Below are 19,396 nucleotides of genomic sequence, written 5' to 3' on the forward strand. Positions count from 1 at the left end.
GACAAAAGTGGACCTGATAGGATCAGGCAATCAATTAAGACAAATGATATACCGCTTCGCTCCTTCAGTTCGGCATAATAATATTAGGCTCGCAGAATCAAGCAAGGGGACACGAAAAGGCAATCAGACAGCATAGCTGTAGTACCTCTACGAGAATAGCAACTTTATCCTGAACAAAAGGAGGTATGGAAATGAGTCATGTATTAATTTTGGGTGCCAACGGTCAAATCGCCCGTGAGGCGATAGACTTGTTTCTCAAGGAAACCGATGTCAGGCTAACACTCTATTTGCGGAAATCCAGCAGGCTCGGAAATATCGATTCGAATCGTGCGCGTGTGATCGACGGTGACGTGATGGATCAAGTCAAATTGAAAGACGCCATGAATGGCGTGGACGTTGTCTATGTCAATCTTGCAGGTGATCTGGAACAGTACGCCAGAACCATCGTGGAAACGATGAAATCTGCAGGAGTGAAACGACTAATTTTTATCAGTTCCATGGGCATCTACGATGAAGTGCCTGGACAGAAGTACAGCAGCATATTGGACCCTTATCGTAAAGCTGCTTCCATTGTTGAAGCTTCAGATCTAGACTATACAATCTTACGGCCAGCGTGGTTTACCAGAGCAAACGAGATCGATTATGAAATAACCCAGAAAGGCCAGCTATTCAAAGGCAGCGAAGTATCCTGCAAAAGCGTGGCCGCTTTGGTTGTTAAGCTGACAGAGTCACCAGAGCTGGAAATACGTCGCAGTCTTGGTGTAAGTAAACCCCATTAATTCAGTGTACTCCTAAATGGAGATAATAAATTCATGTACGTTAGTTCACATTCACATCATTTGAATGAAGAAAGGAAGTTATATGATGCAAAAACGAACACTGGGAAATAGCGGGTTGGAAGTTTCGGCAATTGGGCTTGGTTGTATGGGAATGAGCTACGGGTATGGTCCGGCTTCGGACAAAACGGAGATGATCGCGGTCATACGGGAAGCTGTTGAACGCGGTGTAACTTTCTTTGATACCGCCGAAGTCTATGGTCCATATATCAATGAAGAACTCGTCGGCGAAGCACTTTCTCCTGTACGCGATCAGGTTGTCATAGCGACGAAGTTCGGATTCGACATTCAAGGTGGCAAACAGAGCGGGATGAATAGCCGTCCCGAGCAGATCAGGAAAGTTGCCGAAGAGTCTCTTAAGCGACTTAAGATCGAGGCGATTGATTTGTTTTACCAGCACCGTGTTGATCCGGATGTGCCGATTGAAGAGGTTGCTGGAGCCGTGCAGGATCTGATTCGAGAAGGTAAAGTGAAGCATTGGGGGCTATCGGAAGCTGGCGTGAACACGATTCGACGTGCGCATGCCGTGCAGCTGGTCGCTGCTGTTCAGAGCGAATATTCCTTATGGTGGAGACGTCCGGAAGAAGAACTGATTCCAGCGCTTGAGGAGCTCGGTATTGGTTTTGTCCCTTTTAGTCCTTTGGGTAAAGGGTATCTCACGGGAAGTTTTAATGCGAAAACGACTTTTGATCAGGGGGATTTGCGTAATATTCTGCCACGTTTCACTCCAGAGGCGCTCGAGGCCAATCAAGTGCTGGTTGATCTGTTGAAAGAGAAGGCGGAGAAGATTCAAGCCAGCCCTGCACAAATCGCACTTGCTTGGTTGCTGGCCCAGAAACCTTGGATTGTACCGATCCCAGGAACGCGCAAGTCGAGTCGTCTCAAAGAAAATATGGGTGCGGCGGACATTGAACTTACACCCGAAGATGTACAGAGCATTAATGATGCGGCTACAAAAATTACCCTGATGGGTTCGAGATATACAGAGGAGTTGGAGAAAAGAACGGGTCTCTGATCCATTATAGTATGCCAGAAAGCTGGGTGAAAAGGTTGAGTAAGTGGTTATTGAAGCAAGTGAAGCAAATTGTAATCGAGAGATTGGAGTCCCAGATCAAAAGGGAAGAAAATCCGATTTTCAAAGAATTGTATCTCAGTTATTGGATAAAATTAACTTCAGATGCATGTCCTTTGGAACGACAGAAACGTAAGGACACCAGAAGTAACCCATCAAAGGCTAACATCTTTTCCCAACCTAATTAAAGGAGTGTATGAACATGGAATATGTGAAGTTGGGCCGTACCGGGCTGGACGTTTCGAGATTATGTCTTGGTTGCATGAGCTATGGAGTCCCTGAACGCGGGATCGCCCCATGGTCGCTGAACGAAGAAGAGAGTCGTCCTTTTATCCAAAAAGCGCTGGACTTGGGTATTAACTTCTTTGATACAGCCAACGTCTATTCGGATGGTACAAGCGAAGAAATTGTGGGTCGTGCTTTGAAGGATTTTGCTCGTCGTGATGAGGTTGTTATTGCAACAAAGGTTTACTTCCGCATGAAGCCGGGGCCGAATGGTGCAGGTTTGTCGAGAAAAGCCATTATGAATGAGATTGATAACAGCTTGAAGCGCCTAGGGACCGATTATGTGGATCTGTATCAGATCCATCGATGGGACAGCAGTACTCCAATTGAAGAAACGATGGAGGCCCTTCATGATGTTGTTAAGGCGGGTAAAGCCCGATATATTGGAGCTTCTTCAATGTACGCCTGGCAGTTTATGAAGGCTCAGCATACGGCGGAACGCAATGGCTGGACCCCATTTGTCTCCATGCAGAATCTGTTGAATCTCATGTATCGGGAAGAAGAGCGGGAAATGCTGCCTCTCTGTCGTGAAGAGGGAGTGGGTGTAATTCCATGGAGTCCTCTTGCCAAAGGGCGTCTTACTCGGGATTGGGATGAGAAGACAGCCCGTTCATCGAACGACGAAGCAGGAGACCGACTTGCTGCGGGAATGGTTGATGCCGATCGTAAAATTGTGGAGACTGTCGCTGATATTGCGAACAAACGAGGTGTTTCCAGAGCAACCGTTGCACTGGCATGGGTATTGCAAAAAGAAGGTGTCACCGCACCAATTGTGGGGGCAACGAAAGAACATCATCTGGAGGATGCCTTGCAGCCTTGTCCGTGAAGCTAGATGCGCAGGAGATTGCAAACTTGGAGGAATACTACGTACCACACAAAATATACGGCATGTAAGTTCCCTCTAGCCTAGTAGCGAAAAAGGGTTGCCAATCAAAAAGAATTGTGTATAATTGGAGTCACATCAAAATATTCAAATGTTTTCTAGGGTTCCGCGACAGTTGTGTCGGTCTGGTCCGAGAGAAAACTCACAGCCTATTGGTTGTGTCACGGAGGGACAAAAGCCTGGGAGATGAACTGCTTAAATGCAGTTTATTTCCCGGGCTTTTTTATTTTGGCTTCATGTAACTAATAATACACGTAGCAAAATTTGATAAGGAGTGTGACAGAAATGAACAAAACATGGTTGTCCGTCGTTATTGCAGCTTTATTTGAAGTCGGTTGGGTCATTGGATTGAAACATGCCAGTGGTTTTCTGGAGTGGGGGGCTACACTGATTGCCATTATTGTTAGCTTCACCTTGATGATTGCGGCTTCCCGTTCACTTGATGTAGGGACGGTATATGCGGTATTCGTTGGACTGGGTACAGCAGGAACTGTACTGGCAGAGATTATATTGTTTGATGCGGCGATTCAATCTGGGAAAATGCTGCTCATTGGGGTTCTTTTATTGGGCGTAATCGGTCTTAAAATGCTCAGCAAAGGAAAAACAAAGGAGGTACATGAATCATGAACTGGGTATATCTTATTTTGGCAGGTGTCTTTGAAATGATTGGGGTTCTGATGATTAATAAATTGCACAAAGATCGTAACCTGATGTCAATCATACTGTTGGTTGCGGGTTTTGGGCTAAGCTTTTTATTCCTATCGTTTGCGATGAAGACTCTTCCGATGGGGACGGCATATGCCGTATGGACGGGAATCGGCGCTTCCGGGGGAGCTATTCTCGGCATGATATTTTATGGAGAACCTCGAAATGCGTTAAGAATTCTGTTTATTGCCATGGTGCTTGGATCAGCAGTAGGGTTGAAATTGGTGAGTTAATGAAACGGTATCGGGACTGAATTTTCAAAATATAATATACAGAAGTGCTTTTTAATGTTATCCTTATGTGTTACGTTTTGAAATGAGATATACGTCAAATGAATATTTGTTGCGTAAATTAAGGAGACCTAATGACATTTAAAGACTTGAATATTATACCCGCAATTTTGGAAGGCTTGAGCAAAGCAAACTATACTGCCCCGACACCTATACAGGAACAGGCGATTCCAGCCGTATTGGCAGGCAGAGATTTGCTAGGCTGTGCGCAAACAGGGACAGGGAAGACGGCAGCATTTTCTGTGCCTATCATTCAGTTATTAAGCGAAAATTCAAACGGCCCCAAAGCCGCACGTCATATTCGCTCATTGATTTTAACACCAACAAGAGAACTTGCGATTCAGATTTCAGATAATATTAAGGCATATAGCCGTTTTACCGATATTCGTTGTGCCGCAATCGTTGGTGGCGTTTCACAGAAAGTCCAGGAGCGTGCGCTCAATCAAGGTGCAGATATTATTATTGCAACGCCTGGTAGACTGATTGACTTGGTCAATCAAAAGCGTATTGATCTTAAACATGTGCAAATACTGGTTCTTGATGAAGCAGACCGCATGTTGGATATGGGCTTCATTCATGATGTGAAACGAATCATCGCGAAGATGCCGAGCAAGAAACAGACGTTGTTCTTCTCAGCTACAATGCCTCCGGAAATTACAAAAATGGTAAAAACGCTGCTAGTTGATCCGGTAAAAGTAGAAATTACGCCCGTATCCTCCACAGTGGATCGAATTGAACAGTCTGTGTATTTATTGGAAAATGGAAAAAAACAGAGTCTGTTGAATCATATCTTGCAGGATAAGTCCATTGTTTCGGCACTGGTATTCACTCGTACAAAGCGTGGAGCTGACCGTGTAACTCGTGATTTGTCCAAAGTGAATATTACGGCTCAGGCCATTCATGGCAACAAATCTCAAAATGAGCGTCAAAGAGCCTTGAATAATTTTAAAAGCGGCGTTACACGAGTGCTGGTGGCGACGGATATAGCGGCAAGGGGTATTGATGTTGAAGAGCTGTCACATGTAATCAACTTCAACCTTCCTAATATTCCAGAAACGTATGTCCACCGAATTGGCCGTACGGGCAGAGCAGGGCATAGCGGAATGGCGATTTCCTTTTGTGAAAAGGAAGAGCTTCCGTTCCTGAAGGATATCGAGAAAGTAATCAAGAAGACCATTCCTGAGGTGAAAAATCATCCATATCCGATGACAAGTGTGCCTGCTTTTGTAAAATCGAACCAAACATCGAAGTCTGCACCCCATAAATCTGCAGCCGATAAACCTGCGAAGTCAAAAGCGAATCCCGCTCGCAAACCCAAGTCCGAGTGGTTTAAAAAGAGCGGTAAAGCTAATCACAGTAAGCCAAACAGTAGTAAGCCAAATAGCAGTAAACCAAACCACAATAGTACAAGTCACAGTAAACCAAAGAGCAGCAAAGTGAATAAAGCTCTTTAAAAAACGATCAAAACGCCTTCTCCATTTCGTGGAGGAGGTTTTTTTATGAACACAAAATCGATGCGATATTGATAATCATTTTCAATAAGAATAGAATGATAGAGAGAAAACTTAAAAAAATGTCACAAGGCCATTGTATCCAAGCAGTGACTTGAGGAAATCAGGAGGCGTAATTCATGTTCATTCAAACTCGCGTTATGGTAGTCGAAAAGGGCCACAGTCATAAACTGGTGGAACGTTTCAGTGCCCCTAGCCCTGTAGAGGAAATGTCGGGACTGATTGATTTCAGTGTAATGGTTAACAAAAAGAGTAAAGAACACGAAGAAGTGATGGTGCTGATTCGTTGGGAATCAGAAGAAGCATGGAAGAATTGGGAGAAGAGTGATGTGCATATTAAAGGTCATAAGGAAAAAAGAGGACAGGAGAAACCCGAGTATCTGATTAGCACTACGGTGAATATGTACGAGGTACAGAAAGTGAAGACAGCTAGAGTATCGAATGCTTAATTCGAATGATGAAAAACCTATCTCATGATTTCTCATGGGAAAGGTTTTTTTGTTTGTATGTCCATAGAAGCTGTGTCGCATCATTTTCTTATAGAGGTTCATTATAAATACTATAATACGTAGTTAAGAACGCAAGTTGACAGGTTTTAACCATTAAAGTTATTATAGATATCTAAGATCTATAAAGGAGGTTGAGCCATGTCTGGTGAACAATTCAAAAACGAGCACACTTCAGTACCATACATCCATTCAACGGATTTCTTATCTAATCTGGGAGTGGATGTCCTGTCTTTATTGCAGCCGCAAACCGGGGAGCGTATTCTGGATATCGGCAGTGGCAACGGAGATTTGACAGCCAAGATCGCAGCTGCCGGAGGGATACCGACAGGTATCGATCTATCGGAGAGAATGGTGAAGCTTGCCCAACAGAAGTACCCTGACCTGAATGTTCAGGTGAAAGACGCTTCTCAATATCGGACAAATATACCCTTTGACGCTGTATTCTCGCATGCAGCTATACATTGGATCAATAATCCAGCGGCTTTGACACGATCCATCTGGTTGGCCCTGCGCGAAGGTGGACGATTCGTGGCTGAATTTGCCGGAAGCGGAAATGTCGCCATTTTGACCACTGCTATGAAGCAGGCTCTGGAGGAGCATGGCTATACATGGGCAGGACGGAATCCCTGGTATCATCCCACTCTTGGTGAATACGCCACCCTGCTGGAGCAGAACGGTTTCCGTGTCACATTCGCTCAGCATTTTGACAAGCCTGCTCCGCTCAAAGGGGAAGAAGGGCTTCGGAATTGGCTAAACAGTTTTGCTGATTATTTCTTTAAGGACGTTTCCTCCGCAGACATGGAATCAATCTATCAAGCCATTGTGACTGAGGTTAAGCCCCACTTTGAGCGGGAAGGTCAATGGTTTCTCGACACAACCCGGTTACGTATCGTAGCGATAAAGGAACCTGTCTGAGAATATAATTCCTGCATTACTGGCTAATCAGATTAAATGCTTGATATTTACATGCAAACGTACATTCGGTATCATTAGATTGGGTAGGGATAGTTTGTCTTCTGTGCAAAGGAGAGATACTGAATTGATGGATAAGATTATAGAGTACTGTTTGAAGAAAAAAGGTGCAACGAAGGATTATCCCTTCGGACCCGATCCGGTTGTTATTAAAATAGCAGGGAAAATGTTTGCGCTTATGTTTGAGGACAAGGCAGATAACGTTCGCCTGAACTTAAAATGTGATCCGATCATTGCGGAAAACCTGAGAGAGCAGCATGAATCCGTTCAACCGGGGTATCATATGAACAAAAAGCATTGGAATACCATTATTCTAGATGGTTCCTTGTCAGAGCAGGATATCTTTGTCATGATTGACCATTCATACGATTTGGTTGTCAAAACTCTCTCCAAGAGTCTTTTGGAATCCATATCGTAAGTAATTAGGCCGCATGCAACAACAATTCAGACAGCAGGTGGTCGGCGCCAATTGCAGAAAATCAGCTTTGTTCGAAAAAGTAATAGCGGTAGTCCCAGGGTGTTAACTTCGTATCCTGAGACTACCGCTATTTTGGTTACGTGCACATTATTGTACGTTATCCCAAATTCATTTTGATTAATTCTCCTAATTGCTCAGACATGACCTCAGGTGAATGGGGCATTTCGTTCTTGATCCACCACTCAACAACCCCTACATAAGACATGACTACATATTGGAGAATGATATCCTCACTTAACCCGGATTTTCTGGCCTGAGATAAGTGTACTTCCTCCTTGAAATCCTCATTAAGAAACTCAACCAGCCGGTTGCGGAATTGTACCGCTCCTTTACTGGCCATCATCGTCGAGAAGAACAAGTAATTCTGTTCCAAATAGGTAAACCAGGGAATGATGGATTCTTTCCATTCCAAGTCAGCAACCGAATGACAAATTTCACTTAATTCTTTGATATGCCCGTCAATAAGCTTGTCCAACAGATCATACTTATCTACGTAGTGAAGATAAATGGTGCCTCTGCTAACGTCCGCTCTATCGGAGATATCCTGTAGGGTAATATCATCGAAATTTTTTTCTGACATCAATTCAATTACTGCTGCTTTGATGGCTTCTTGTGATTTTCGAATTCTTCGATCCACTTTGGTCATGTGATTCTCACCAAACTTTCTATAGATAATAAACAATTTTATGTTTAATGTTCACTAATTAACGAAACGCATTCAATTAACAATGGTAAGCTTTCTTATTCTGTCTATAATTATTAACAGATGTTCATTAATATATCAATATTTGTTTTTATACAAAGACAGGCCAAAACATAGATATCATAACTAGAGTGGGGAGGATGAATAATGCAACGCTTATGGACGAAGTCATTTATTCTGATGACGCTGGGTTTGCTTTTTTTATTTACTGCATTTTATATGCTGTATCCCACACTGCCGCTTTTCATTAAAGAGATGGGTGGCAATGAAAAACAGGTGGGCTTGGCCATGGGAGCTTTAATGTTATCTTCCGTCATCCTTCGTCCTTTTGTCGGTGGACTCCTGGATCGATTCGGTAGACGTCCGTTTATGATCGGGGGTTTGCTTTTGTTCATATTGGCGATGTACATGTACAACTGGGTTGGTGGAATCATCATGCTGATCGGACTTCGTATCGTGCATGGAATGAGCTGGGCTGTATCCACGACTTCCATGATGACAGCCGTGACAGACATGATTCCATCCGCTCGGCGCGGGGAAGGTATGGGGTGGTTTAGTACCTCTATGACGCTGGCAATGGCGGTTGGCCCCATGATTGGTCTGGGGATTATGCAGGGCACATCATATCAGACGATGTTTCTCTTTGCTGTTGGTTTGTCCGTCGTGGCCCTGCTTTTGACGCTGGGAGCGAAAATGCCATTTCAACCCCATACGGACAGGAAGAAAATTCAAATCTTCGAAAAATCAGTCTTGCCTGTTATGGCGCCAATCTTTTTTCTTTTCATTGCATATGGGGGAATTACTACATTTGTACCTTTATTTGCGGAGCAGATCAAAGTCAATTCCGGCACATTCTTTCTGGTCTACGCCGCGACACTTGCGCTATCCCGGCCCATTGCCGGAAAGCTGTCCGATAAGAAAGGAGAGACAGCAGTTATTGTCCCGGCTCTTATCATTACGATTATTGCTTTGATTGTGCTGAGCTTTGCAACCAGTTTGCTTGGCGTGCTCGCTTCAGCGGTTCTGTACGGGATCGGCTTCGGTTCCGCTCAGCCAGCCCTTCAGGCAATAACGCTTCGCCTCGCACCCGAGGATCGGAAAGGGGCGGCCAATGCCTTCTTTTCGACGGCGACCGATCTCGGTATCGGATTGGGTGCGATGGTCTTGGGTCTGGTCTCTGAATACATGAGCTATCACATATTGTTTATGGTCAGTGCCTTGTCGGTCATGGTTTCTTTTCTGCTTTTCATGATCTACGTAAGACGGTTGTTGAAAATCAAGCAGACGTTGCCTGCCAAAACGAGTGATTCCGTTTCACTGTAGTTGAATTGTAGTGTGTTGAATCAGATTTGTAGTATAATTTGTGCAGTTAAGAGCAGCAATTATTTCATGATGCGGAGGCTTACTGCATGTTCATTAGAGAGATAGAAGAAAAAGATAATCAAGAAGTAGAGTCTCTGATTCGAAGTTGTTTGATCGAATTCGGGGCCAATAAGTCAGGAACGGCGTGGGCTGATCCGAATCTGGGCGATTTTTATCATCTTTATCAACGCGAGGGCTCCAGGTATTGGGTGGTTGAGCATAACTCAACCGTTGTAGCTGGCTGCGGTATCGGACCCGTGGAGGGATTTTCACATATTTGTGAATTGCAGAAGATGTATGCATTAAAAGAAGCACGAGGCACCGGAATCTCATATGAATTGCTTCAGATTTCCCTTGATTTTGCCAAAGAACACTATGAACAATGTTATCTTGAGACGCTTAACAACATGGTCGCAGCCAACAAGTTCTATATCAAGAACGGTTTTATTCCATTAGACGAACCGTTAAATGCAACGGAGCATTTTGCTTGTGATGCATGGTATATCAAAACATTATAAATTCATACCTCATGCTCAAAAAAGCCTAGTTCAAGCGGCAGATTGCCGACGATGAATTAGGCTTTTTTTGCATTTTCATGTATCCCTATATGTTAAAGAAACGTCAAACAGAGCTGCTCCACGATGCGGTCGGGAGAGTTGCCGCGTACGTTTTTTTGAAACAGATACGAATCATTACTCATGGCAGTCAGAAGCATGTCCGTTTTGAACAAGCTGATGGCCTGCGATTCGTCGCTCTCTGTTGCCATCTCTTCGAATAATCCAAATAGCTGTTGATGCAATTGGTCATAAAGAGGACTTGAGGTTCTGGACTCTGATCCTTGATATACTGCATTCTCGATGCCCGAGAGCAGCTCCGCATTTTTCTCTCTAAACTGGATAAACAACGTCAGCAGTCCCCGTAATCGCTCAGATGGTAGATGCTGTGCGTTCTCCTGCACATATATCTCCACATCATCGAAGAACAGCGCTGCGTTATCTTTGATCAAGTCCATACATAACTCACTTTTATTGCGGTATCGGCGGTATAAGGTACCCGCTCCAATCTGCGCTTCGGAAGCGATCTGATTCATGCTGACCCGCTCCACGCCGTGCAGCTCGAATAATTTGCTAGCCATATTCAAGATACGTTGGCGATTCTCGGCAGCATCCCGTCGCTCCGAACGAGAGGTTGTATTGGTTTTATCCACTGTCTGTCACTTCCTATCCTTCGACGTCCAAAATTTGACAAGGGGAGAACCCTCCGTTTAATATCAAGAAGAGGTTAAGCGGAGAGTTCTCCCTTTAATCTTAATCAAAACGAGAGGGATGTGCAACCCATGGAGAGTCATCATAACCAATCTGCACTTCTGGTCATGGATATGCAGAACATCATTGTATCGCAATATGCGAAGCACGAGGATGCACTGTTCCCTTTTCAGAAAGCGTTAGAAGCAGCTCGCAGACATAACGTACCTGTGATTTTTGTGAAGGTTGGTCATCGCCAGGATTCCCCTCCAATTAGTGAGCGTAACAAGTTGTTTGGAAAAAAGTCGAGCCGTGGTGGAGAGAACGCAGCCAATCCGGCGATGAAAATGGCAATGGACATTCACGAATCGGTACAGCCGCTTCCAGGAGAGCTCATTGTGGACAAGTTCCGCGTCAGTGGATTCTCAGGAAGCAACCTGGAAGCCCTTCTTCAATCCCAGGGCATTAATACACTTATTCTTAGCGGTATCGCAATAAGTGGAGTAGTGCTGTCTACCTTGTGTGAGGCGGCGGATAAGGATTACGCGCTGACTGTACTTTCTGATGCTTGTCTGGATAGGGACCCTGAAGTTCATCGAGTTCTCGTAGAGAGCGTATTCCCCAAACAAGCTGATGTGCTGGTTGTAGATGATTGGATAAATTCATTAATGTAAACCAATAAAATGGTCGAAGCGAAGGGATGGTAATTATGAGTGAGTTAGATCTTAATGTTTCACAAAAAGCAGCGCTGGGCCTGTTTAGTGGGGATAGTGGTGAAAATCCGTTTTCACTGATCAAGCAATTGCGTGAAACAGGTCCTGTTATTCCAGTATCCTTGCCAATGGGTGGTACAGATCGCGGGCAGTGGTTGGTCACACGAATGGAAGAAGCGTCACAGGTACTTAAAGATCATGCCCACTTCACGGTAGACCCACTCTCCATCGACGGCAATGAGAATATTCTGAAAGCCTATGTGGAAAACGTAGATCCAGATGCTCCTCCAACGTTCTTTACCGGAAAATCAATGCTCTCTGTAGATGATCCTGATCATCGAAGATTACGTCGACTGGTCTCCAAAGCCTTTACCCCCAAATATATGGAAAGTCTTCGTCCACGTGTGCAGCAGATCGCTGATGAATTACTGGATCAGGTTCAATCCCAGGGTGAGATGGACTTGGTCAAGGACTACGCCTTTCCCTTACCGATTCATGTGATTTCCGATATGCTGGGAGTACCTAAAGCAGATCGCCCTCAGATCCAGACCTGGTCCTCCGCGATTGCACACGGTCTGGGCCTCGGAGTGCGTGAACCGGGAGTGGAGGAGCATCTCAAAGCTTTCGGTGACTATACTGCACAACTGGTAGCTGAGAAACGCAAACATCCTGCAGATGATTTGATCAGCCAATTGATTGCTATAGAAGAAGAGGGCGATAGACTCAGTGAACCAGAACTGCTATCCATGATTACGTTATTGATCTTTGCTGGCCATGAGACGACATCCAATCTGATTGCTACGGGTGCAATGATGTTATTGGATCATCCTGAACAATTGGAGAAGCTTAAGGCTGATCTTAGTCTGGCACCTTCTGCTGTTGAGGAATTGCTGCGTTTTAACGGGCCTGCAACCATTGCCGGACCTCGTTTTGCGACTCAGGATATAGAGCTGGCAGGACAACAGATCAAAAAGGGAGATATGGTCATCCCCGTGCTGAAATCAGCCAATCGGGATGAACTTCAATTTGAACAGTCAGAGGACCTGGATGTTGCACGTCATATTAATCGTCATCTGGCTTTTGGTCATGGCATTCATTCCTGCTTGGGGGCTCCACTTGCTCGTGTGGAGGGAGATATCGCCTTTACAACATTGTTAAAACGCATGCCTAATCTGCGACTTAATGTTCCTCGGGAAAACATTGAGTGGCATTTGGCGCTAAGTTCGCAGAGCTTGGCTGCATTACCTGTCGCATTTTAGCAGCAAGAGTTAGAGCTAAGCTTCTATTGGCAAGCAGAAAAATATATACCCAAAAAATCCGCCATGTTTGGCGGATTTTTTGGGTTAGGCTATAAGTTTCATGACGATAGGTAAAATCAACAATTCCAGTATCTATTTGCAGGATCTGATTGGGGAAAACACGAAATAATCTCTGACATGGTCTTATCTTGTTGATATAGGGGGGGGCGTCGAAGGAGGTGTATGACGAAATCATTTTCCAAGATAAGCATTGGCATCGTACTACTGATCTATGCTGCGCTCATCAGTATCCATATTTATCAAGGAAACTTAAGCATGACAACGTTAGTGTGGATAACGATCATTTCTACAGGGGTTATTGGCATTTTAGTTAGTTTACCGATATTGCTTTGCGCACATTAACCGGAAATTGTATGAAAAACGAAGAAGAATGATGAAGTAAAAAGTAATTTGATACAAAATAAATGATTTGTTACAATATTATCGACTGAATTAAACTTTACGTTTAAATTTCCTGTTCCATAAATACATAAGAGGTGGTGATACAATGCTTGAGCTGAGTTTTGATAATCCGAATGAGCTGGTCATGGTCACGCATGCTTTATCGACCCGATCCAGAGTGGATATTCTCCGACTATTGATCTCCCAAAACCTGAATATAGTAGAAATCGCGGAAGCTCTCAAACTTCCAGTATCCACGGTAGCTAGCAACATCAAGGTTTTGGAAGCTGCAAGGCTGATTAATACGGAACTGTTGCCTGCCTCTCGCGGGGCAATGAAGGTATGCAGCCGCAATTACGATGATATTCATATTGCTCTTAATCTGGAGAAAGCAATTCCCAAAGGCGATATTCAGGTATACGAAGTGGATATGCCTATTGGTCATTATAGTGATTGTGAAGTGTCACCAACCTGTGGCATGGCGAATGGCGAGGGCATGATCATTCGTGAGGATGAGCCCGCCAGCTTTTATCATCCGAAGCATGTAGGAGCGCAGATTATGTGGTTTCGTAAGGGCTATGTCGAATATTTGATGCCACTGGAGATTCCGGCAGAGGCGGTAATCGAATCGCTGGAACTGTCCATGGAAATGTGTTCTGAAGCGCCAAACTATGACCATAACTGGCCTTCCGATATCTCCGTATGGATTAACGGTGTGGAAATTGGCATGTGGACATGTCCAGGTGACTTTGGCGATCGGCGCGGAAAGCTCAACCCGGCTTGGTGGTTTGAATGGTCAACACAGTATGGTTTATTAAAGACATGGCGAGTGGACAAAAATAAGACGACGCTGGATATGGAGAAAATTTCAGCAGTTGATCTGGCTCAGCTTAACCTCCATAACAGCCACAAGTTAAGGGTTCGGATCGGTATTAAGCCGGATGCGGTTCATCAAGGAGGTGTAAATCTCTTTGGGCGACAATTTGGAGATTATGACCAAAATATCAAAATGACTATACATTATGCCATTCATTAGAATGGGATGAGGAAGAAAGGCCTCGGTTGCAGATATTATGTAACTAAGGCCTTTTTTTATTTTATAATTACACTAAATGTGTTTGAAAGCGTTGACAAGAAAGGATTACCCTTATATAATCCCCTATAGATACAGTAATAATGTAATAAAACAATTATATCGTTTGTATCTACAAATTAGAGTAAAGGGGATACTCGCATGAAAAAAAAGATCGGCTGGTTAGCACTGACATTATTGCTCTCATTCTCAACCGTTTTAAGTGCATGTAGCGGAGGCAGTAACGTGGATGGGGATAGTGGCTCCGGTGATGGAAAAGTGACATTGTCCTTCTGGACACTGTTCGATGGTGGTGATGGCGCAAACATGCAGACATTAGTCGATGAATTCAACAAAACCCACCCGGAAATTGAAGTGAAGAATACCAAATTGGCATGGGGCGAGTATTATACGAAGCTCGTTACTGCTGTTGGTAATGGTAATGGACCCGATATTGGGATCTCTCATTCCTCCAGGCTGCCTGATCTGATTAATCAGGGGGTAGTCACAGAGCTTGATACTCCTGCTACGGATGCAGGTGTGGATTGGAGCACCTATAACCAGAATCTCTTGGATGCGGTTACCGTAGAAGGTCAACATTATGCGGTCCCCATTGACACACATCCCTTTATCATGTTCTACAACAAGAAACTTTTAAAAGATGCAGGTTTGCTTGGTGAAGACGGGAAACCGATCTTGGAGCAATCTGCTGACGGGTTTGTAAGTTTCCTTAAGACTTTAAAAGAGAAGCTGCCTGCCAAAACGACTCCGTTTGCATTGTCCAATAATAATGATGACCCTTACCGCTTGTGGTGGTCCCTTTACTCCCAGTTGGGTGGTAACGACGTGGTGTCGGATGATCTGAAGTCCGCAGCCATTGATAAAGAGAAAGGCATTAAAGCCGCTGACTATATCCAGAAGCTTTATACCGAAGGCTATATCAAGAAGAATGATCCGGACTTTTATAAAAATTTTCAAAGTGGAACAGCCGCTATTATCATGACAGGGGTCTGGACGACAGGAACGTGGGAATCCACCAAAGGACTTGAGTTTGGAGCTATGCCGATTCCGAAATTCTACGACAAAGAAGCAACATGGGGAGATTCCCATACCATTGTTTTGCCACTGACTAAGGATGAGGACCCGGCTAAACGTAAAGCAGCCATGATCTTCGCCGACTGGGTTGCTGATAATGGTCAGGTCTGGGCGAAAGCCGGACATATTCCATCCAAGCCATCCGTCCTGGAAAAACAGGAATTCAAGGATCTGCCATACCGCAGTGATTATTCCGAAGTTGCAAGTGTAGTTAAATTCAGCAAACATTCCACCAAAAATGCACAAATCCGCGATGAAGCTGCCTTTAAATTTTTGAATGAAGTATGGATGAACAAAATGACCCCGGCAGATGCCATGAACAACATGGAGACAGCCATTCAGAAAATACTAAGCGAATAGAAGGAAGACGGGTCGCGCAAGCCTGCGTAATCACCATTTCTAGACAAGAAATCGCCGGCTTGCGTGCCAATCAAAGGGGAGACGCATATGAAGATCAGAAAAATGAGGGCGGATTTGCAGGCACTGGTATTTCTGCTTCCATTCTTAATTGTTTATGGTTTATTTACGATCTGGCCCATGATTAAAGGTGTGGAGATGACCTTCTACAAATGGACGCTGATCAAGAAAATGGATTTTGTTGGCCTGGATAACTTCCGAAAGGTTCTTCAGGACAGAGAGGTTTGGGAAGCGATCTGGCATTCAACCTTTTTTGTTTTCTTGAGCACACCGACCATGATTATACTCGCGATTCTGCTAGCTTTGATTGCCAACCGAAAATCGTCTTTGCAAAAGTTCTACCGCATCATCTTCTTTATACCAAGCGTACTCTCCGTCGCCGTCGCAGCTTATCTGGGTTTATTCGTATTTCAGCCTTATACGGGATTCGTCAATTCCGTCCTGCATCTTGTCAGGTTATTGCCTCAAAATTCCGAAATTTTCTGGCTGACAGAAACCGGGCTCGCCTGGGTCGTTATTACCGTAATTACCTTGTGGTGGACGGTCGGTTTTAACTTTATTTTGTATCTTTCCGCCATGCAGGAAATACCGGATGAGATTTATGAAGCGGCAAGACTGGATGGTGCGAGTGATACTCAAATATTTTGGAGAATTATTCTTCCTTATCTGAATCCATTGACCAAAACCATAACCATGCTGCAGATTATTGCTTCATACAAGGTCTTTATGCAAATTTACGTCATTACTGGCGGCGGACCGCTGGATCAGACACGTCCGATTATTCAGTTGATCTATCAGACCGGATTCAAGAACAACAACCTGGGTTATGCAGCAACGATGTCCTATATTTTATTCGTTATCCTGCTGGTGCTGTCGGCGCTGCAATACTGGATGAATAACCGGAAAGGGGCGGGAAACTGATGAAATGGCTGTATCGCATAGGATCTGCGTTGATGGCGGTTATGTTTGCGGCCCCACTTGTGTGGATGCTGATGGTCTCCATCAAAGAAGAAGGTATGAAGATTATTACAGTCCTGGACTGGTTTAAACCTCCATACTCACTTGCTGTCTATAACGAAATTCTGACAACGACAAAGCTGTCACAGTGGGTGGTTAACAGTTTGTTTGTCGCGGTGGTTGTGACCGTGTTGACTGTTATTTTCGCTGCCATGGCCGGATTTGCCCTGTCCAAAGTACCGTTTCGTTTCCGTACATTTATTTTCTTCTTCATTCTTGGCGGGTTGCTGATTCCTGGTGAAGCTACCATTATTCCGCTTTATCAGGTAGCCAAAGATTTGCATTTGCTGAATTCATACAGTGGATTAATCATTCCTGCGTTGGCTTCGCCTGTAGCAGTCATTGTACTCAAAAGCTTTTTCGATGGTATTCCAAATGATCTGTTGGAGAGCGTGCAAATTGACGGTGGGGGCTTTTGGCGGATTTTCACCAGCATTGTGCTGCCGCTGACCCGGCCAGCGATGGCTTCCATGGCAATCCTAACGTTTATTGGTTCATGGAACAATTTCCTATGGCCATTCCTTTCCATAACCGATGATAATCTGTTTACGTTGCCAATGGGTATCCCAACGCTAATGGGTCAGTATTCAGAAGATTACGTCAAACCGATGGTTATCAATGCAGTGGCTTCTGTTCCCATCATTATATTGTTTATCATTTTTGAGAAACAGATTGTTAAAGGCATCAGCATGTCCGGTATTAAGGGTTAACACTTTTTTAGGCCTATGAGCCAAATACAGAGGAGATCGGAGAGAACAAGATGACAACTAAATTTTACAACAAGGATTATCCAAGACCGCAATTTGTACGGAATGAGTGGTTGGATTTGAATGGAGAATGGGATTTTAGTTTTGATGACAATCAGGCGGGTGAAAGCGAGCATTGGTACGACCAGAATCAGTTTCCGGAAGGGACGAAAATCAAGGTTCCCTTCACGTATGAGACCAAAGCGAGCGGTATCGGAATCGAGACATTTCATCCTCTGGTCTGGTACCGCAGAAGTGTTCAGATTCCCCAGGAAGCAAAAGGAAAGCGGAGCATTCTGCATTTTCAGGGAGTGGATTATCGCGCAAAATGTTGGGTGAACGGAACGGTTGTTGGTGAACATGAAGGAGGGTACGCAGCGTTTTCATTCGACATTACCCCTTATATCACTTACGGCTCGGAAAACAACATTGTTCTTGAAGTAGAAGACAGTCAGAACGCGATGCAGCCTCGGGGGAAACAACGCTGGGTGGATGACAATTTTGAATGTTTTTATGTGCAAACTACCGGGATATGGAAAAGTGTCTGGCTGGAGCATGTGAGTGAAGCAAGGGTTGAAGCGGTCAAGATGACACCGGACATCGATCGTCATATGATTCGTTTGGACTTTCAATTGAATGGGATCGAAGGCAAGAACAACTTGCGTTTGGAGACACGGATTGAGCTGAAGGGTCAGCATGTGCAAACCATTAGCCTATCTCCAGACAGACCCTGGATGACCGTGGAAGCCAGTGTCAAACATGAAGCTGGCGGGCCGTGGAAACAGTCGTTATGGTCACCGGACTCACCGAACCTGTACGATATCGAGTTTGTGATGTACGAAGATGAGAAAGAAATCGACCGGGTTCATTCCTATTTTGGTATGCGAAAAATATCGATTGAAAATGGGCAGATTCTGCTGAATAATGCTCCGTTGTACCAAAGAATGATTCTGGATCAGGGCTATTGGACGGAGAGCCATTTGACCCCACCTTCAGTGGAAGCACTGATTGAGGATATCGATAAAATTGCCGAGATGGGATATAACGGAATCCGTAAACATATGAAACTGGAAGATCCACGCTTCTTGTATTGGTGTGATGTAAAAGGCATGTTGGTCTGGTCAGAGATGGCAGCTACCTTCGAGTTTAATGATGAGGCAGTGAACCGATTCACCAAAGAATGGCTTGAAATTGTACCCCAGCAATACAATCATCCCAGCATCATTACCTGGGTGCCATTTAATGAATCGTGGGGAATACCGACGATTGGTCACGAGGTAAGGCAGCAGCAATTCACGCAATCCATTTACCATCTGACCAAAGCCATTGATCCGTATCGTCCGGTCATTACCAACGACGGATGGGAGCATACGGTATCGGATATTTTGACAATCCATGATTATGTTGAGACGGGAGAAGCTTTTCTGGAACGGTATCAGGATAAGGACTTGATCGTATATAACAAGATTGCTTCCAATCGATGGAAGTTTGCTTTTGCTGAAGGTTACCACTATAAAGGACAACCCATTATCATCAGTGAATTCGGCGGTATTGCTTTCCAATCGGATAAAGGCTGGGGTTATGGCAATCAGGTGGACTCGGTTGAAGCCTTTATTGAACGTTTCCGTTCCATCACCGAAGCGATCAAAGCCATTCCCTATATCTCGGGCTATTGTTATACACAGGTCACCGATGTGCAGCAGGAGATTAATGGTCTGTTGACGGAAGACCGTAAACCGAAAGTGCCACTGGAAGTGATCCGTAAGATCAATCTGGGGTGACAGGA

General features: G+C 44.5%; 19 protein-coding genes, 1 pseudogene and 1 riboswitch. Of the genes and pseudogenes, 18 read left to right on the top strand and 2 right to left on the bottom strand.

Annotated features, from left to right (window positions below):
* The first annotated feature begins 191 nt into the window (after positions 1-191).
* From AC3ITG_RS14900 to AC3ITG_RS14940, 9 genes and pseudogenes are all read left to right on the top strand, one after another.
* Entirely contained in the window at positions 192-779 is a 588-nt protein-coding gene (locus AC3ITG_RS14900; RefSeq protein ID WP_489254202.1) for an NAD(P)H-binding protein, read from the top strand.
* A gap of 85 nt (positions 780-864) precedes the next feature.
* The gene (locus tag AC3ITG_RS14905; protein ID WP_489254469.1) at positions 865-1,851 is read left to right on the top strand and encodes an aldo/keto reductase; all 987 of its coding nucleotides are present in this window, start codon (positions 865-867) and stop codon (positions 1,849-1,851) included.
* A gap of 259 nt (positions 1,852-2,110) precedes the next feature.
* Positions 2,111-3,087 (top strand): annotated as a pseudogene (locus tag AC3ITG_RS14910) (aldo/keto reductase).
* A 76-nt stretch (positions 3,088-3,163) separates the two neighbouring features.
* A riboswitch (guanidine-I (ykkC/yxkD leader) is annotated at positions 3,164-3,264 on the top strand.
* A gap of 97 nt (positions 3,265-3,361) precedes the next feature.
* Positions 3,362-3,703 (top strand): DMT family transporter, encoded by a 342-nt coding sequence (locus tag AC3ITG_RS14915; RefSeq protein WP_063565132.1) that lies wholly within the window; start codon positions 3,362-3,364, stop codon positions 3,701-3,703.
* Positions 3,700-4,014 carry a DMT family transporter gene (locus tag AC3ITG_RS14920; protein WP_413025997.1) on the top strand — a complete coding sequence of 105 codons (315 nt, stop codon included), beginning with the start codon at positions 3,700-3,702 and terminating at the stop codon, positions 4,012-4,014. Before AC3ITG_RS14915 ends, AC3ITG_RS14920 begins: the two co-directional genes overlap by 4 nt.
* 131 nt (positions 4,015-4,145) lie before the next feature.
* Complete coding sequence (locus AC3ITG_RS14925; RefSeq protein WP_413378525.1) at positions 4,146-5,525, top strand: DEAD/DEAH box helicase; 1,380 nt, start codon at positions 4,146-4,148, stop codon at positions 5,523-5,525.
* 176 nt (positions 5,526-5,701) lie between these two features.
* Positions 5,702-6,031, top strand: coding sequence for an antibiotic biosynthesis monooxygenase (locus AC3ITG_RS14930; RefSeq protein ID WP_413378527.1), 330 nt, complete (start codon positions 5,702-5,704; stop codon positions 6,029-6,031).
* Between the two features lie 198 nt (positions 6,032-6,229).
* Positions 6,230-7,006 (top strand): class I SAM-dependent methyltransferase, encoded by a 777-nt coding sequence (locus AC3ITG_RS14935; protein ID WP_489254203.1) that lies wholly within the window; start codon positions 6,230-6,232, stop codon positions 7,004-7,006.
* 124 nt (positions 7,007-7,130) lie between these two features.
* On the top strand, positions 7,131-7,481 hold the full coding sequence (locus AC3ITG_RS14940) for an MmcQ/YjbR family DNA-binding protein (RefSeq protein ID WP_489254204.1): 351 nt from the start codon (positions 7,131-7,133) through the stop codon (positions 7,479-7,481).
* 157 nt (positions 7,482-7,638) lie between these two features.
* Here AC3ITG_RS14940 and AC3ITG_RS14945 read toward each other — a convergent pair whose 3' ends face one another.
* Complete coding sequence (locus AC3ITG_RS14945; protein WP_489254205.1) at positions 7,639-8,187, bottom strand: TetR/AcrR family transcriptional regulator; 549 nt, start codon at positions 8,185-8,187, stop codon at positions 7,639-7,641.
* A gap of 204 nt (positions 8,188-8,391) precedes the next feature.
* Between AC3ITG_RS14945 and AC3ITG_RS14950 the strand changes: the two genes are divergently transcribed.
* Positions 8,392-9,567, top strand: coding sequence for an MFS transporter (locus tag AC3ITG_RS14950; RefSeq protein WP_489254206.1), 1,176 nt, complete (start codon positions 8,392-8,394; stop codon positions 9,565-9,567).
* An 86-nt stretch (positions 9,568-9,653) separates the two neighbouring features.
* A complete protein-coding gene (locus AC3ITG_RS14955) occupies positions 9,654-10,124 on the top strand; it encodes a GNAT family N-acetyltransferase (RefSeq protein ID WP_076288448.1) in 471 nt (156 codons plus the stop codon).
* Between the two features lie 92 nt (positions 10,125-10,216).
* Here AC3ITG_RS14955 and AC3ITG_RS14960 read toward each other — a convergent pair whose 3' ends face one another.
* Positions 10,217-10,813: a TetR/AcrR family transcriptional regulator gene (locus AC3ITG_RS14960; protein WP_489254207.1), complete on the bottom strand. Its 597-nt coding sequence runs from the start codon at positions 10,811-10,813 to the stop codon at positions 10,217-10,219.
* Between the two features lie 129 nt (positions 10,814-10,942).
* Here AC3ITG_RS14960 and AC3ITG_RS14965 point away from each other — a divergent pair, with 129 nt between their 5' ends.
* The 7 genes from AC3ITG_RS14965 (at position 10,943) to AC3ITG_RS14995 (ending at position 19,391) form a co-directional block, all read left to right on the top strand.
* Entirely contained in the window at positions 10,943-11,524 is a 582-nt protein-coding gene (locus AC3ITG_RS14965; protein WP_489254208.1) for a cysteine hydrolase family protein, read from the top strand.
* Positions 11,525-11,559: 35 nt separating this feature from the next.
* A complete protein-coding gene (locus AC3ITG_RS14970; RefSeq protein ID WP_489254209.1) occupies positions 11,560-12,822 on the top strand; it encodes a cytochrome P450 family protein in 1,263 nt (420 codons plus the stop codon).
* Positions 12,823-13,369: 547 nt separating this feature from the next.
* Positions 13,370-14,299 (top strand): ArsR/SmtB family transcription factor, encoded by a 930-nt coding sequence (locus AC3ITG_RS14975; RefSeq protein WP_489254210.1) that lies wholly within the window; start codon positions 13,370-13,372, stop codon positions 14,297-14,299.
* Between the two features lie 198 nt (positions 14,300-14,497).
* A complete protein-coding gene (locus AC3ITG_RS14980) occupies positions 14,498-15,790 on the top strand; it encodes an ABC transporter substrate-binding protein (RefSeq protein WP_489254211.1) in 1,293 nt (430 codons plus the stop codon).
* An 87-nt stretch (positions 15,791-15,877) separates the two neighbouring features.
* Complete coding sequence (locus tag AC3ITG_RS14985) at positions 15,878-16,768, top strand: carbohydrate ABC transporter permease (protein ID WP_413378548.1); 891 nt, start codon at positions 15,878-15,880, stop codon at positions 16,766-16,768.
* A complete protein-coding gene (locus AC3ITG_RS14990) occupies positions 16,768-17,574 on the top strand; it encodes a carbohydrate ABC transporter permease (RefSeq protein ID WP_413378550.1) in 807 nt (268 codons plus the stop codon). The genes AC3ITG_RS14985 and AC3ITG_RS14990 overlap by 1 nt, the downstream gene beginning before the upstream one ends.
* Before the next feature lie 50 nt (positions 17,575-17,624).
* Entirely contained in the window at positions 17,625-19,391 is a 1,767-nt protein-coding gene (locus AC3ITG_RS14995; protein WP_489254212.1) for a glycoside hydrolase family 2 protein, read from the top strand.
* The last annotated feature ends 5 nt before the right edge of the window (positions 19,392-19,396 follow it).

It is taken from the genome of Paenibacillus sp. GL_099_B, from assembly GCF_057835695.1.